This window comes from Brevibacterium yomogidense (assembly GCF_016107685.1).
Lineage (GTDB): Bacteria > Actinomycetota > Actinomycetes > Actinomycetales > Brevibacteriaceae > Brevibacterium > Brevibacterium yomogidense.
Map to the genome: position 1 here is coordinate 292,763 of NZ_JABASY010000003.1, position 15,404 is coordinate 308,166.

Annotated in this window: 15 protein-coding genes; 4 read left to right on the forward strand and 11 right to left on the reverse strand. The window is 63.6% G+C overall.

Annotated features, from left to right (window positions below; all coding sequences use genetic code 11):
* Positions 1–50 precede the first annotated feature (50 nt).
* Entirely contained in the window at positions 51–584 is a 534-nt protein-coding gene (locus JFC09_RS09765; RefSeq protein WP_198393823.1) for a flavin reductase family protein, read from the forward strand.
* A gap of 140 nt (positions 585–724) precedes the next feature.
* Here the strand turns inward: JFC09_RS09765 and JFC09_RS09770 are convergent, their stop codons facing one another.
* The 7 genes from JFC09_RS09770 to JFC09_RS09800 form a co-directional block, all read right to left on the reverse strand.
* A complete protein-coding gene (locus JFC09_RS09770; protein ID WP_198393824.1) occupies positions 725–2,782 on the reverse strand; it encodes a TRAP transporter permease in 2,058 nt (685 codons plus the stop codon).
* Entirely contained in the window at positions 2,779–3,297 is a 519-nt protein-coding gene (locus tag JFC09_RS09775; RefSeq protein ID WP_198393825.1) for a DUF1850 domain-containing protein, read from the reverse strand. Before JFC09_RS09775 ends, JFC09_RS09770 begins: the two co-directional genes overlap by 4 nt.
* Entirely contained in the window at positions 3,294–4,349 is a 1,056-nt protein-coding gene (locus JFC09_RS09780) for a TAXI family TRAP transporter solute-binding subunit (RefSeq protein WP_332839725.1), read from the reverse strand. The genes JFC09_RS09775 and JFC09_RS09780 overlap by 4 nt, the downstream gene beginning before the upstream one ends.
* Positions 4,350–4,505: 156 nt before the next feature.
* On the reverse strand, positions 4,506–5,597 hold the full coding sequence (locus tag JFC09_RS09785) for a threonine aldolase family protein (RefSeq protein WP_332839726.1): 1,092 nt from the start codon (positions 5,595–5,597) through the stop codon (positions 4,506–4,508).
* Positions 5,554–6,747: a cation:dicarboxylate symporter family transporter gene (locus JFC09_RS09790; RefSeq protein WP_198393828.1), complete on the reverse strand. Its 1,194-nt coding sequence runs from the start codon at positions 6,745–6,747 to the stop codon at positions 5,554–5,556. Before JFC09_RS09790 ends, JFC09_RS09785 begins: the two co-directional genes overlap by 44 nt.
* 132 nt (positions 6,748–6,879) lie before the next feature.
* Positions 6,880–7,644, reverse strand: a complete 765-nt coding sequence (locus JFC09_RS09795) for an enoyl-CoA hydratase (RefSeq protein WP_232483389.1) — start codon at positions 7,642–7,644, stop codon at positions 6,880–6,882.
* Between the two features lie 17 nt (positions 7,645–7,661).
* Positions 7,662–8,945 (reverse strand): CaiB/BaiF CoA transferase family protein, encoded by a 1,284-nt coding sequence (locus JFC09_RS09800; RefSeq protein ID WP_232483390.1) that lies wholly within the window; start codon positions 8,943–8,945, stop codon positions 7,662–7,664.
* 106 nt (positions 8,946–9,051) lie between these two features.
* Between JFC09_RS09800 and JFC09_RS09805 the strand changes: the two genes are divergently transcribed.
* Complete coding sequence (locus tag JFC09_RS09805; RefSeq protein ID WP_198393829.1) at positions 9,052–9,810, forward strand: GntR family transcriptional regulator; 759 nt, start codon at positions 9,052–9,054, stop codon at positions 9,808–9,810.
* A gap of 15 nt (positions 9,811–9,825) precedes the next feature.
* Here JFC09_RS09805 and JFC09_RS09810 read toward each other — a convergent pair whose 3' ends face one another.
* The 4 genes from JFC09_RS09810 to JFC09_RS09825 all read right to left on the reverse strand — a co-directional run bounded on the left by JFC09_RS09810 (position 9,826) and on the right by JFC09_RS09825 (position 12,824).
* On the reverse strand, positions 9,826–10,236 hold the full coding sequence (locus JFC09_RS09810; RefSeq protein ID WP_198393830.1) for a hypothetical protein: 411 nt from the start codon (positions 10,234–10,236) through the stop codon (positions 9,826–9,828).
* Between the two features lie 46 nt (positions 10,237–10,282).
* On the reverse strand, positions 10,283–10,567 hold the full coding sequence (locus JFC09_RS09815) for a hypothetical protein (RefSeq protein WP_198393831.1): 285 nt from the start codon (positions 10,565–10,567) through the stop codon (positions 10,283–10,285).
* Positions 10,564–11,385 carry a helix-turn-helix domain-containing protein gene (locus JFC09_RS09820; RefSeq protein ID WP_198393832.1) on the reverse strand — a complete coding sequence of 274 codons (822 nt, stop codon included), beginning with the start codon at positions 11,383–11,385 and terminating at the stop codon, positions 10,564–10,566. The genes JFC09_RS09815 and JFC09_RS09820 overlap by 4 nt, the downstream gene beginning before the upstream one ends.
* A 77-nt stretch (positions 11,386–11,462) precedes the next feature.
* Positions 11,463–12,824, reverse strand: coding sequence for a 2-hydroxycarboxylate transporter family protein (locus JFC09_RS09825; protein WP_198393833.1), 1,362 nt, complete (start codon positions 12,822–12,824; stop codon positions 11,463–11,465).
* 226 nt (positions 12,825–13,050) lie between these two features.
* Between JFC09_RS09825 and JFC09_RS09830 the strand changes: the two genes are divergently transcribed.
* Together JFC09_RS09830 and JFC09_RS09835 are read left to right on the forward strand one after the other, a co-directional pair.
* The gene (locus JFC09_RS09830; RefSeq protein WP_198393834.1) at positions 13,051–14,703 is read left to right on the forward strand and encodes an ATP-binding protein; all 1,653 of its coding nucleotides are present in this window, start codon (positions 13,051–13,053) and stop codon (positions 14,701–14,703) included.
* On the forward strand, positions 14,693–15,394 hold the full coding sequence (locus tag JFC09_RS09835) for a response regulator (RefSeq protein ID WP_198393835.1): 702 nt from the start codon (positions 14,693–14,695) through the stop codon (positions 15,392–15,394). Before JFC09_RS09830 ends, JFC09_RS09835 begins: the two co-directional genes overlap by 11 nt.
* Positions 15,395–15,404 lie beyond the last annotated feature (10 nt).

The window sequence follows — 15,404 nt, forward strand, 5'->3', positions numbered from 1 at the left end:
GGCGTCACGAGTAAGTGCCATGTGCACGACTTCGACGATTGGACTCAATCATGGCAACAGCGCTCGCGCAGCCCACGCTGACTGACCAGTTCGTGACCGCCTTCCGCAACCACCCCGCTGGCGTCGCGCTCGTGACCGCGGATCCGGGAGACGGTCCCGTCGCGATGACCGCAACCTCCGTGATCTCTGTCGACGCGAATCCGCCGACCGTCGCGTTCTCCGCGTCGGCTCGGTCGTCGAGCACTCCTGCCCTCCTGCGCTCGTCGGGGGTCGTGGTCCACCTTCTCAGCGCACGCCAGCTTCACCTGGCGAAGCTCGGTGCGACGAGCGGCATCGACCGCTTCGCGGATACGAGCCTGTGGGATCGTCTGCCTACGGGTGAGATCGTCTTCCGCGACGCGGCCGCATGGATCCGCGGCCGCATCATCGGCAACCTGCCGGCAAAGGGCGCCACCCTCTTCATGGTGGAGGGTGACGAAGTGGGTGGGCTTCACTCCGTCCCGGAGAGGGATGCGGAACCGCCGCTCGTCTACCACAGCCGCGCGTGGCATTCGCTCAACGCCAGTTCGCTGATCCACGACTGACGAGGGCGTTGACGCACGACACGGCGCACAGCGAGGTGAGGGGTTCATCATCCACGCGTATGATGAACCCCTCACCTATATACGTCACTCGCGGCGATACGCCCGCAGTGAATACGCGCCCACTTTCCGCGGTTCCTGCGTCAGATCGCTCGGAGGCTCAGATTGTCATTCTGCTTCGCCTTGTACATCTGGACTGCGAGCACGATCGCCACAAGGGCTGCTCCGCCGAGGTCCTGGAACATGTCCGGTGTCAGAAGAAGCACGGCTCCAGCTGCGATGACGATACGCAGGTACCACGCCATGTCCTCCATGAAGTGCCCCTCGATCGCAGTCGACAAGAGAAGGACTGCCAGCAGCGATGTCGCAACGACGATGATACCGGTCATGACGTCCACGTCCCTCAGCAGGAGTTCGGGGCTGAACACGAAGATGTAGGGAATCACGAAGCCCGCGGCGGCGAGCCTGAGTGACGCCATTCCCGTCGCCATCGGCTTGCCTCCACTGATCCCCGCTGCGGCGAACGCAGCGAGCGCCACCGGCGGAGTGATATTGGCGAAGAGACCGAAGTAGAACACGAACAGGTGCGCAACGAGCGGTTCGACGCCCAGCGTGACGAGGGCAGGGGCCGCCATCGTCGCGGTGATGATGTAGGCCGGGATGGACGGCAGTCCCATTCCGAGCACCAGGCAGGCGACCATCGTGAAGACGAGGGTCCAGAACAGGATTCCACCCGAAAGCGCGACGATAGCGCTGGCCAGTGTGACGCCGAAGCCGGAGATCGTCACGACTCCCACGATCACGCCCACGGAAGCACAGGCGATCGCAACGCTCAGTGCAGACAGCGTCCCCTCTTCGAGTGCTTCGAGGATCTGACGGAACGACATGCGCGTGCTCTTCCGCAGCATCGCGATGACGATGGTCACCAGGATCGTGAGGAATGCGGAGAAGAGGATAGTCCTACCCGAGAAGAACAGCATGTAGAGCAGGAAGATCAGAGGCAGGAGCAGATGCCCCTGGTCTTTGAGGACATCCCGCACTGCCGGCAGGCTGTCTCGCGAGATCCCCTTGAGACCCATTCTTGTGGCGCGAAGGTGGATCTGTGCGATGAGGCTGATGTAGTAGAGCAGTGCAGGGACGATAGCGGCGAGGGCAACCGTCGTGTAGGGGACGCCGATCGTCTCAGCCATGATGAAGGCGGCAGCACCCATAACGGGTGGAAGGATCTGCCCACCGACAGATGCGGTCGATTCCACGGCACCGGCGAAAGTACGGGTGTATCCCACCTTTTTCATGAGCGGAATCGTGAAGGCGCCGGTCGAGACGACATTCGCGATCGCGGAGCCGTTGATCGAGCCCATGAAGCCGGAGGCGAGCGTTGCGACTTTTGCCGGTCCGCCACGCGTCTGGCCGGCGATCGCCAGTGCGAGATCGTTGAACATCTGGCTCATCCCGGACTTCGCCAAGAAGGCTCCGAAGAGGATGAAGAGGAAGATGTAGGTGGAGGACACTCCTACCGCAGTGCCGAAGATGCCTTCGGTCGTGGCGAAGAACTGATAGGCGAGGGTGTCCCAGTCGTAACCGCGGTGGCGCAGCAGCCCCGGCATGTCCCGACCATAGAGGCCGAATCCGATGAACAGGAGTGCGAGGATCGGCAGCGCCCACCCTGTGACGCGGCGTGCTGCTTCCAGGACGAGCACAACCAGGAGCGTCGCCACGATGATATCTGTCGAGGTGAACCGTCCTGCTTGGATCACCACCTGCTCGTAGTTCTGCCAGAGGTAGATGGTGGGCACGATCGCCAACAGTGCCAGTACAGCGTCGGGGATTCGCCACCATTCCGCTTTAGCGCGCTTCGCGGGGGGGTGCAGCATGAAGGTGAGGAACAGGATGAGGCTCACATGCAGCGAGCGGTGGATCAGCGTCGGAGGTGTCCCGAAGTACGCGGTATACATGTGGTAAAGCGCGGTGAAGATCGCGACACCACTGATGAGAAGCGCCAGCGGCTTCCACTTCGTCGTCCTGATCCGCGACTCTTCGTCGTACTTCGCGGCGGCCTCGGCGGCATGTGCCTCCTGCGCACGCCGGGTTGCTTCGTCCATCGGTTCGAGCGTGATGCTGCCTGTAGGCGCACCACCGCTTCCGCCAGCGGAACTCGCGGCTGTGCGGCCGTCGCCCTTCAGCTTCTTCTCGTCGGTCATATTGGCCTCAGTTCCAAGGGTTCGTTATCTGGAAGCTCGTGAGGATCAATGGCATCCTCCATGTCGTCAATGCCGATCCGGTAGTCGACACGGTGCGAATGGATCCACGTGATGGCTTCGAAGGTACGGTCGATGTCTTCGATGACGACCCATCCGTCTTCCATCCGGATAGTGCCTTCGTCCAGGGGCATCCCCGCCCCGTACTGCTTGAATCGCGTTTCGACCAGCTGAAGCTGTGTGCCGTCGAATTGGAAGGTATCGGTCCACCGCGAGAGTTCGATCGAATGGATCCACGAATGGGTGATCCGGGTTCCTTCTGCAATCGGGAAACGTGCATACTCCTCGCCGGTGCGCTGATGACGACAGACGAGGACTGGTCCCTGTGGAGAGCACGCAGTCAGTCCCACTCCGAGGCCGACGACTGCGAGTCCCCAGCGGAACGCTGCCCGTCTCGAGGGTGTGGGCCGCGCGTCGAAGGCACGGCCCACACCCTCAGGAACGGGGACGAGCGTCACTCGTCAGAAGCATCTGCCTCGGCGGCTCCGTCGCTCCCGGGAACGGAGCTGAGGTCGAGCCCCTGCTCTTCGTAGTACTGCGCTGCACCGGGGTGCAGCGGCACGACCAGCCCCTCTGTGATGGTCTCCAGCGTGATGTTCTCCGCTTCCACGTGTGATGCATGCACCCGGTCGATGTTGTCGAAGATCGCTGCGGTGATGTCGTAGACAGCTTCCTCGCTCAGTTCTGTGGACGCGAGGAGGTGATTCGTCACGCTGACCGTGTCGACGTCGTCATCGTTCTTGTAGGTATCTGCGGGAATCGTGGCTTCCTGGAAGAACTCGTACTCGGACAGCAGATTGTCCCTCCCCTCACCATCGATGGGGACCGGGATGAAATCTGTGCTCGTCGCGAGCTCGGTGAGCGCAGGGTTCGGCAGTCCGGACGTGGCGAAGAGTGCTTCGACGTGGCCGTTCGCCATCTGGTCCGTCGCCTCACCGTAATCGAGGTAGTCCGCGTTGAGGTCGTCGTAGTCCATGTCGTAGGCGCCCAAGACCATCTGCGCGTTGAGTTCCACACCGGATCCCACATCGCCGACGGCGACGTTGCGGCCCTCGAGGTCTTCAACGGATTCGATTCCGGAGGCCTTGGTCGCGATGAGCTGGACCGTGTTTGGGTAGAGCGCGCCGATAGCAGCCAGGCCTTCGCGGGGTTCGCCTTCGAAGGGACCAGTGCCTTCTAGAGCCTGGACCGTTGCGTCACCCATCGTGAACGCGAGTTCGGCGTTCCCGTCCGTGATCAGATTGATGTTCTCCGCTGACGCGCCGGTCGCCTGGACTGACGTGTCGGACCCCAGCTCGTCCGCGAGCATGTCCGACAGTGTGGCGCCGATCTGGTAGTACACGCCCGACGAACCACCCGTTGCGATGGTGATGAATTCCGTGTCCAGATCCCCGGCTTCCTCCGCCGTGGCAGCGGAGTCGCTGCTCCCACCACAGGCCGCGAGTGTCAGGACGGACACCGAAGCGATTGCGGTACCCAGAAGTGTGAGGCGTCGTTGTCTCGTTGTCACAGTGCGATTCCGTTCTCTGTTGCTGACCGTTGTCTGTGAAGTAGATCAGATAACACTGTAACGGATCGAGAGGGGCACGTGACCCGTTCACGGAGCATCGTGGCTCAGTCGGAGAGGCAGCGGGACTGACTACCCGTTTCACCGACGCGGACGTCTTCACCGGCCTGAATCGGCGACCGCGGTGAGGACCTTGACCATTGTTTCCGCACAGAATGCAACGTCGTCGGCGCTGAGCGACGAGTGTGTCACCGCACGAAAGGCCGCAGGGCCTATGGGTTTGACGTGGATCCCTCGCTGCGAGATCTGCTGCTCGAAGTGCTTCGCTTCCGACCGCGACGCCGCAAGAGAGAAACTCACGATGTTCGTCTCGATCGGATCGTTCATGAGGGTGACACTCTCCACGGAACGCAGGGCGGACGCGAGCACCGCGGCGTGCGCGCGGTCCTCAGCCATCCTTTCTCGCCAGTCCTCGAAAGCCAGCAGGCTGGGTCCCGCGATGAAACCGGTATGCCTCATCCCGCCACCCAGACGTTGACGGATCATGGCGGCTTCACGCACGAACTCCGACGTTCCCACGAGGATCGACCCCAGAGGTCCACCCAAGCCCTTGTTCAGGCAGAATTGCAGCGCGTCAACGTGCTGAGCGATCTCCGAGAGCTCGACACCCAGCTTTTCTGCCGCATTGAAGACTCTCGCTCCGTCCATGTACAGGAAGGCCCCGTGCCGATCGACGACTTCCCGTATCTCTTGAAGGTTGGACAGGGAAGAGACGTGACCCGCGTTCAGGTTGTAGGTCGATTCCAGGAAGACCGCGCTCGTAGGAGCGACTTGGAGCGCTGATGTCCGCAGCGCCGCCTCGATCTCGTGAACACGGTATTCCCCGGCGTCCGCACCGACTGCACGCACCTGCACTCCGGAGTTCGCCGCCAATCCGCCGGACTCGAGATTGTAGATGTGGGAGTCCGATCCGAGGACGACCTCACTACCCGGCCTGGACACCACGGCCGCCGCGATCTGATTCGACATCGTGCCGGTCGGGGTGAAGAGCGCGGCTTCCTTCCCGAAGGCTTCGCAGACATGGTCGAGCAACTGCTGCGTTGAAGCGTCCTCACTGAGCAGATCATCAGCGAAGTACTGCCCCCTCAGCGATTCGACCATCGCGGCAGTCGGCTGGATCGCAGTGTCACTGCGCAGGTCATACACGTCACGCATCGGTCGTGTCCTTTGTCCGTGTGGCTTCGGCTTCATCCGGTGATCCGAAGAAGCGATTGACGATCATAGTCAGCGCTCCGTCTCCCGTGACGTTCCCTGCGGCCGCGAAGCTGTCTTGGATGGCGAACAGCGTCAGCATGAGCCCGATCTCCGGGTCTCCGAATCCGAGCACGCTTTGGAGGATGCCCAAGGAGGCGAGGATCGATCCTCCCGGAATACCCACCGCGCCGACCTCGATGACCGCGAGCAGCAGAATGAACACCACGATCGTCGCCGCGCCCGGAAGCTCACCCGTCGTGATGACCGAAACTGTCATCGCAGCAATGGCGATGCCGATGCCTGCGCACGCCTGATGGACAGTGTTGAAGAGTGGAATGGTGAAATCGGTGACCCGGGAGTCGATCGACGTGACTGTCTTGGCCTGCCGAAGTGCGACCGGCATCGTGACGGCACTGGACATCGTCCCCATCCCCGTGAGGTAGGCAGGCACCATCGCTTTAGCCATCGGAAGCGGACTGCGGCGAGCAACGATTCCAGCCACCGAGTACTCGATGATGAGCCACAGCCACTGCATGCAGATGAGGAGAATGAACATTCCGCCGAACACCGGGATGTTCGCGAATATCTCACCCTCAGCAGAGAGCTTCACAAAGGTCACCAGGATGAAGAACGGTATGACCGGAAGCACGATCTTCTGGATCGCCCAGAGGACGATGTCCCGGAACTCCAGGAGCAGCGTGCGGAGGGTATGCGATTTCTCCCACGTCGCACCCAGCCCCAGGACGAATGCGAGGATCAGCGCAGATATCACCGCGAGGGGCGGATCGATCTCCAATTCGAAGAACGGGTCCGGCAGAGGGTTCGCCTCTTGAGCAGCACGCCCACCGTCCACCAGGTTGGGAATGACGACGACTGCGGCCAGTACCCCGAGGGATATGCCGATGACAGTGTCCGCATAGGCGAGAATGACCGAGAAGCTGAGCATCTTCCCGATCCGGCCCTTGAGCTCCGCAATTCCTGCAGCGATGAACGCGAAGACGATGAGCGGAATGAAGAACTGGAGAAGACCGCTGAGTATGACCCGGACAGATTCGGTGCCGGCCAGCACGGAGCTGGGGAGGAACTGGCCCAGGATGAGCCCCACCCCGATTGCGACCAATATCCATATGAGTAGCTTGAACTTCATTGTATGGTCCCTTCAGATCGTAGGAGGCGACTCTGCTGGTCGTCTTCTTGGTACAGTCCGGACCCATCTGGCCGGGTGAAACTGGCTACCTGTCGCAGTGTCAGGTGGTGCGGTCGTAGCGACGAGGGGCCCCTACCGCCCCGTCCACTCCATCGGCTCCTTCGTCAGGAACGCCTCAACAGCGCCGGCGAAGTCCTCGCTGCCGTACACCGCAGAAACGACGTCCGAATCGTCGACCTCTCCCCCGGCGTTCAGCCGCCGCAGGTTCTCCTTGATCGACCACTGCGTCAAAGGAGCACCGCTGGCCACCTCCGCCACCACACGCTCCGCCGCCTCGTCCAGATCCTCGGCGACCTCCGTGAGGAATCCGCTCAACAGCGCTTCCTGCGCATCCACCCGCCGCGCCATCAGCAGCATCGACGCCGCCCTCGGCTCCCCGAACGCGCGCACCAACCGCCGCAGAGTGTTCGCCGACAAGGTGTTGCCCAGCGTCTTCGCGATCGGCACGGAGAACGACGCTTTGCTCGACCCCACTCGGATATCCGCGCAACTGGCGATGCCCAGCCCACCGCCCACGCAGTGACCGTCGATCACCGCGACGACCGGCTTCTTCACCGCCGCCAGAGCACCCAGCACCGCGTCGATCTTCTTCTCGTACTCGACACCGTCCTCACCGGTGAACCCGCGGAACTGCGCGATGTCCGTCCCGGCGACGAACGCCCGGCCGCCCGCGCCGCGCAGCACCAGCACCCGCAACGACGGATCCTCGTCGACACGCGTGCACGCCTCGGCCAGCCCCTGGTACATCTCGAACGTCATCGCGTTGCGGGCCTCGGGCCGGTTGAAGGTGACATGCAGTGCCGCCCCACGGACCTCGGTCACCAAGTGCTCAGTCATCCCCTGCTCCCCCATCATCAGTGATCCGTCCCCGTCGACCCAGCCCTCGACCCACCCGTCGACCCGTCCCGACGCCCGCCCGCAGCAACCTCCGCCAGCACCCGCTCGGTGTCCGCACCCAGCGCGGGCCCCGCGTTGCCCCGCGTCACCTGCGACCGGGAGAACCGCATCGGATTCCCCAGCTGCTCGACCTCACCCAACTCGGGGTGCTGGGCCGTCCAGAAGTAGTCGCGCGCCTTCAAATGCGCGTCGTTGAACACCTGCTCGTAGTCGTTGATGGGCGCTGCGGGGACGCCCACCCGGTTCATCTCCTCGAGCACGTCGTCGACCGTCCGGTTCCGCAGGCGATCCTCGACGACCGCGACGAGTCCTTCGCGGTTCTCCAGGCGCAGTTCCGGTTCCGCATACTTCGGGTGGTCCTCCAGGTCCGCGAAGTCGAACGCCTGGCAGAACCGCCTCCACGTCGCCTGCGCGTTGGCACCGATCGTCACGTGGCCGTCCTTCGCGAGCACCGCCTGGTAAGGGGCCTGTGCCTGGTGGGCGGAGCCGTTCGGCTGGCTCACCACTCCCGCACCGAAGTAGCTGCCCGCTTCCCACACCGCCAGCGACACTGCGGATTCGAAGAGGGACACATCCAGGTACTGGCCCTTCCCCGATTCCTTCCGCTCGTACAGGGCAGACACGATGCCCAGCGCCATGTACAGGGCGGTCGTGAGGTCGGAGATCGGCACCCCCACCTTCGCGGGTGGCTGGTCCTTGAACCCGGTGATGCTCATGAGTCCCGACCGCGCCTGCGCCATGATGTCCAAGCCGGCCAGCGGTGACAGCGGCCCGTCCTGGCCCCACCCCGAGGCCGAGGCGTACACCAGTCCCGGGAACTCCTCCTTCAGGTCGTCGTACCCGAATCCCATCTTCTTGAGCGAGCCGGGACGCAGGTTCTCGACGAACACGTCTGCGTCCGCGAGCAGCCCGCGCAGTGCCGCGCGGCCGTCGTCGGACTTCAGGTCGAGGACGATCGACTCCTTGTTCCGGTTGAGTCGGATGAAAGGGCTCGAGTGGCCGTCGATGAAGGGGCCGGATGCCCGCAGGGAGTCGCCGGTCCCGGGGGTCTCGATCTTGATGACGCGAGCTCCCATGTCCGCCAGCTGCATCGTCGCGTAGGGGCCGGCGATGAAGACGCCCACTTCCAGCACGGTGACGCCGGACAACGGGCCTGCCGAACTCTCCCGCGCAACCGCCGCCGAGGTGTCAGCCCGGTTCCCGGCTTCCGCCGCCTTCTCGTGTGCTGACTCGTCGGCCATTCCCCACCTCATCGTGTCGTGCGTCACCGTCGATTGTCTACAATAGGCGAGCGAGTGCACTGCTGCATACCCTTCGCAGTTAGCTGCCCGAAGAAAGAAGGTCGCGATGACACCACGTTCCACGACCCCCGAGACCGGCCACGCGACCCCCGTCGACTCACTCATCGAGAGCCCCAGCCTGGCCGAGCTCGCAGCCGATCGGATCAGTGAGCTGGTCTTCCGCGGTGAGCTGCGGCCAGGCGACCGACTGGTCGAAGAGCACCTGTGCGAGCGGCTCGGGGTGTCCCGCGCACCGGTGCGCGAAGGGCTGCGCATCCTCGAAGGGTCCGGGCTTGTCGTCCGCCGGCCCCGCGCGGGTGTGCGGGTCATCGACCTGACCCAGAACGATGTGTTCGAGATCCTCACCTTCCGGGAAGGCCTCGAACGCATGGCGGTGGAGCACCTCTACCGATACACGGACGACGTGACAGCGATCGACACCTCGCGCCTGGACGCAGCGCTTTCTCAGCTTGCGCAGGCGTTCGAGCGGACCGATGATCAAGCTGCTCGTGTGCAGGCGAGCTTCGACTTCCACACGGAGCTCGTCCGCCTCTGCGGGAACTCGAGGATCATCGCGAGCTACACACTCATCACCACACAGGTGAAGCTGTGCATGTCGATGAACCTGCGGAAGCGCGACACGGAAGAGAATCCCACACAGAACGTAGCGCGTCACCAGTTGCTGCGAGATGCGGTTCTGTCCGGCGCACTCCCCGCTGCGTTACGCGCGCTTGCAGACCACGGCCACGATTCCTTCGCTCGCGATTTCCTCGCAGTGCTCCCCGGCAGCACACATCGGTCCACTCAATGGATGGCAGGAAGTTAGAGCATCATTGACCCGTCAGCGAGAGAAGCCTCGAAGCCATTCATAGACCTCCGCACGGATCTCGGCCTCTCGAGAGGGGTCGCCCCAGACATCCGCGACCATACTGGCAACAGTTGCGGCATCGGTCAGGAGCTCAATGAGATAGCGATGCCCCAGAGCGACGGCCTCGCCGATGCTCGTGTCCGAGATACCACGGACGAAAGCGTCTGCCGCCTCTTGAGGCGGCATGGCAAGGAGGAGCCGATAGAGATCCGCAAAGTCCTTCGGACGAAGTCGATCAGCGTTCCGCCTCAACTGACTCGGATCCATCCGCTCGTGGATCTTGTATGCCTTCGCACAGAGCAGCGCGGCGGGACCGGCGACATACGCGTCGGCTGTCGGTCCACCGTCGAAAGACCGGAGCGTTCGCCACTGGCGATCGAGCACGCTGAGCTCAGTGCCACGAGTCGCTGACACGGTGTGCTTCCCGTGTCTACCCACACGGGCTGCTCGGATTCGCCGCTTCGTAACCAAGTTCAGTCATGCGCATACTCAAGTTCGGAGATTCGCTCAGCAGTTGCGGAATCACACCAAGGTCACCATCGCGAGTCGTGTCCTCGGGCGGCAGGCCAGGGACCCCCTGGGTGACTTCGATGACCGCGTGTCCTCCGAGGACAGTGAGGGCTTCGATCTGGTCGGCAAAACCGGTGAGGACGTCGATGAGTGCTCTCCGTGAGGTGATGATCTCGATCTCGAGGTCATCGGGTACGCCGCTCATGCTGTGACAGACAGCAGGGAACGGAGGGCGTCCTCAGCTTTGTCGGGCTCCCTGCCTGCACCCGCGAACGCGTCCAGCACTCCTTGTGCGCGTGAGACGAATCGGATGCCACCTTCGGTCTCCGTCCGTTCCAGTTCGTCACCGACGGGGGATATCAGCAACACACCACGACCGGAGCCTGTTTCTTCCAAGTCGAGCTTCGCCACTGCCAGTGGAGGCGAGTCGACGTAGATAACCGGCCTCACTGCTGTCGCGGATGCGCGGTCCCGACGAGTGGCCACGAGCCCTGAGATGGCGTAGGCGAACCCCGCTTCGTCAAGTCGGCGTGCGAGAGAGCGCCATCCTCCGTCAGCGACGACCGTGCGCTGCAAGACGCTACGGCGAGCAATCTTGCCCGCGTTGCCGGCGGACACCGCCACACACACGAGGTCATCGACATCCGTGCGGTCGGACAACCATCCGACACGACCCCACCGCCCCAGCCATCGGCTTACCGCCTCCGTGATCTGACTGTTGGCCGCAGCCGCACAAGGAGCGGTCGGAGAGCCCTCTGCCGCCGACCGCAGGGCAAGGTGCTTTTCGAGGACCGGCCGTGCGGCGGCGATCCCTGACGGGTCGCCGGCGGACACTACGGTGTCACCGTTGATCTGGTGCCCCGTTGCTTCGAGGATGTGCGAAAGGGTTCCCCAGGTCGGGTCGAGCGTTCCCTGCTCGACCCGACCGATCGTCGAAGGCGCGACACCGGCGAGTTCCGCCAATTCCTTGCGAGTCACTCCGCTCAGCACGCGTATTCGCTTGATGATCGTTGCCGCGTCCACGACCCCACCCCTCTTTTTGCGTATACGCAATCCTACTGGACGAGGTGCGTCGGGGACACCCGCCGCCGTTGCACTTCTCAGACGAAGGGCAGGAGGAACGACAGGATCAGCAGCACCATGGCTCCGCCGAGTCGACTGGAGATCTGCAGGAACGGCATGAGCTCGAACCGGTTCGCAGCCGACAGCACTGCGACGTCGCCTGTACCTCCCATATCTGTCATGCCCAGCCCCACACAGATCGTCGCTTCGATGAAGTACATCTTCACCAGGTAGCCGAGGAGACCGGCCGCGATCCCGCCGATGATCACCGTCGCGAGTACCAGGACGATGTACATGGGGTCGGAGATCAGCGCCACCACTGAACTCACGTCGATGTACGCGAAGCTGATCCCCACGAGAAGGGCCGGTGTCCACGCTGCGGCGACGAAGGAGAACCAGCCGGACGCAGCATCTTCGTACGTCTGGGGAAGCAGGCCGAAGATCTTGATGAGCGCTGCGGCAAGGATCGTCCACGCATACGGGTGGATCGCCGGTACGAAGTGTCCGATGACCTGGCCCAGGGTGTAGAGCATCGCCGCGAAGATGACGCCGACGATCAGCACGTTGAACCGGGCGCTGACGGACCGGTCGGGCACCTTGTAGTCCGAGGAGTCCCCCGCGACCCGGAGCAGGTTGCCTTCACCGTTGAATCCCTTGAACAGCTGGCGGCCGTTCTTGCCGAGTCCGTTGAGGACGCCGGCGAAGATGATCGTGAAGATGTTGCCGATGATCACGGCCGGGATGATCTGCGACAGCGCGTCTCCGGAGTCCACTCCCATCTGGGAGGCGTACATCTCGGACATCGGCACGGCGCCGGCCCCCACGCCTCCGCCGATGATCGGTGCGGCGATGAAGAAGATGCCATCCCAGAATCCGCGTCCCACCAGTGCGGAGAGTCCACCGACGCCCGCGAGGACGACAACGACCATGCCCAGGAGGGGCACTCCGTACCGGGCTCCGGCGGAGATGAGCAGCTTCCGGGGCATGCCCAGGATGCTTCCTGCGATGAGCGCCGCGATGTAGAAGTTGATGAATCCGTAGCCGCTCGTGAAGTTCGTCGCAGCTTCCACCAGTGCGTCCGGGAGCAGGTTCATTCCGGCGATGACCGCTGGCAGGACGACGCAGAAGACTGTCGGCGCACCGTAGTCTCTGATGACCGGGATGATGCTGCCCAGCCACCAGAGGAACCCGCCCAGCAGCATGGTGATCGCGAACCCGGAGATCATCTCATCGGGCAGAGCACCCAGGTATCCCGCCACGATGAGGATGGCGATCAGCAGGAGGAAGTAGGGCCATTTGATGCCTGCGATCGTGCCGATGCGGTCACGACCCTCGTGCAGGTCGCCCTCGATCTCCTCGACCGGGGTGATGTACGTGTTGCTCTTCGGAGTGACCGTCATTGGTGACCTCTCTCATCGCCGTCTCGTCGTCGAGCGGAATGGTGGGCGGCGGCATTGCGGACGCCGCATGAGGTGTGACCTCAGTGACATCGGGTCGATGTCCGGAACAGAGTCGCAAACAACGACTGCGCTGTCCTGGTTGCGTTCATATTGGTCGTGGGCCGCGAACGGTGCGCAGACCGTACGATGCCCACAGACGAGGGCGTCCCCAGAAGGGAGGTGTGTGATGAATGCTGCCTCAGCGAGCCGCAGGCGACGGAAGCTGAGCGACGGTCCTCTTGCCCGTCAGCAGTTCTTCCTGCAGCTCGCCCTCATCGTCGCTGTGAGTGTCGCGCTCAGCCTCACCACCTACAGCAGAGCGGTGAGTTCCACACACGAAGCTGCCTCCGACCGGGTGCTCAGCATCGCCGAAACCATTGCGCACACACCGTTCGTCGCCGAGGCGGTGGTCTCCTCCGATCCGTCCGCTCAGCTCCAGCCCTACGCGTTGACCATCATGGATACGGCTGACGTCGACTTCATCACCATCATGAATCGCGACCGCACTCGGTACACACACCCGGACCCTGATCAGCTGGGCAAGCCGTACATCGGCACCATCGATGCGGCTTTGGGCGGCGGCAGTCAGGTCGAGGAGTACACGGGCACGCTGGGCCCGTCGGTGCGGGCGATCGTGCCGATCTACGACGACTCCCAGAACGTCGTGGCCATGGTCGCGGTCGGGGTCACGCTCGAGACACTGTCTGTGGCGCGCGCGGCGTCGCTTCCCCAGATCATCACGATTGCTGCGGTTGCGATCCTTCTGGGCGGGTTCGGGTCATGGAAGCTCAGCCGCTATCTGCGACGGGCGACGCTGGGCTACGGCAATGAGCAGCTCAGGCGCCTCTTCGCGTTCTACAACTCCGCTCTGCATTCCGTGCGGGAGGGGCTCATCCTCATCGACGATGAGGGGCGGCTGGCCCTGTACAACGATGAGGCGGCCCGGCTGCTCGACCTTCCCCCGACCGACGACCGGCGTCCGGTCCCCCTGTCAGAGGTGGTGCTGCCGGACTCGGTCCGCACGCTGCTCTCCTCCGGTCGTGATGCCCTCGACGAAGTCCACTTGACCCGCGACCGCGTGCTCGTCATCAATCAGAACAGGGCGAGCCAGCCGCACGCCGACGACGTCCTCGATGGAGGCGTCGAAGGTGCGGTCGCGACCCTGCGGGATCGCACCGACATCCAGGAGCTCACCGGTGAGCTGGAGACCATGCGCACTCTGTCCGAAGCACTGCGCGCCCAGACACACGAGCATGCGAACCGGATGCACACCCTGGCCAGCCTCATCGAACGCGGGCGGGAGCACGAGGCGCTGGAGTTCGCCGTGCAGGACCGGCAGGAGTCGCAGAAGCTCACCGACGCGTTCGTCGATTCCCTGGATGAGCCGTTCATCACGGCGCTGATGATCGGGAAGGCCGCTCAGGCCAATGAACGAGGGCTCACGCTGACACTCACCGGTTCGGGCGAGGTCCCACCCGGCAGCTTGGATGCACGCGACCTCGTCACGGTGGCCGGAAACCTCCTCGACAACGCCTTCGATGCGGCAGCAGCCTCGGAGGAGAGGCATGTGTGGGCGGATTTCACGGCTGCCGACGGCGAGCTCATCATCACGATCGCAGATTCTGGGCACGGAATCGTGCAGGACGACATTGATACGATCTTCCGTCTGGGTGCCACTGCGAAGACCGGCCCGCCTCACCGACTGGGGCGCGGATTCGGGCTGGTCCTCGTGCGTCAGGCCGTCACGAGGCTCGGAGGTGAGCTCCACGTCGAATCGGACGGTGGAGCGATCTTCACAGTGGTCCTTCCGCTGGCCGAAGGAGGCACAGATGAGCAGTGAGCACACGCTGCGGGTGCTGATCGTCGAAGACGACCCGATGACGGCGGAAGCACACGCCGACTACGTCCGTCGCGTCCCCGGATTCTCTGTCGCCGGCATCAGTCTGAACGGCGCAGACGTCCTCACACGCATGGATGCGTGGGCGGACGCCGGCGACCCGGTCGACATCGTCCTGCTGGACATGAACCTCACGGACTCGCACGGTCTGGAAGTGGCGCGGCGGATCAACCACAGCAGACACGATGCGAACATCATCGCCGTCACTGCGGTGCGCCACCTGCAGGTGATCAAGAGTGCGCTGTCTTCCGGCATCACGCAGTACCTCATCAAGCCGTTCACCTTCGCGGTATTCCGGGAGAAGCTCGAGAACCAGCGGGAGTTCCGGCTGAACCTCGCAAGCAGCGGAGACCTGGCGACCCAGGCCACGGTCGACAATGCCTTCAGCGCTTTGCGCGCCACGCCGCAGACACGACTGCCCAAGGGACTCATCGAAGAGACCCTGAGGGAGGTCTCGTCCGTGGTGCGGACGTCAGAAAGCGCGGTGTCGGCCACAGAGGTCGGACAACGGCTGGACCTGTCCCGCGTGACGGTGCGCCGCTACCTGGAGCACCTCGCGAGTACCCAACAGGTCGTCAAGCAAGCGCGACACGGTGCCCCCGGGCGCCCCGAATTCGAGTATCGGTGGGCCTGAGACCAACGGA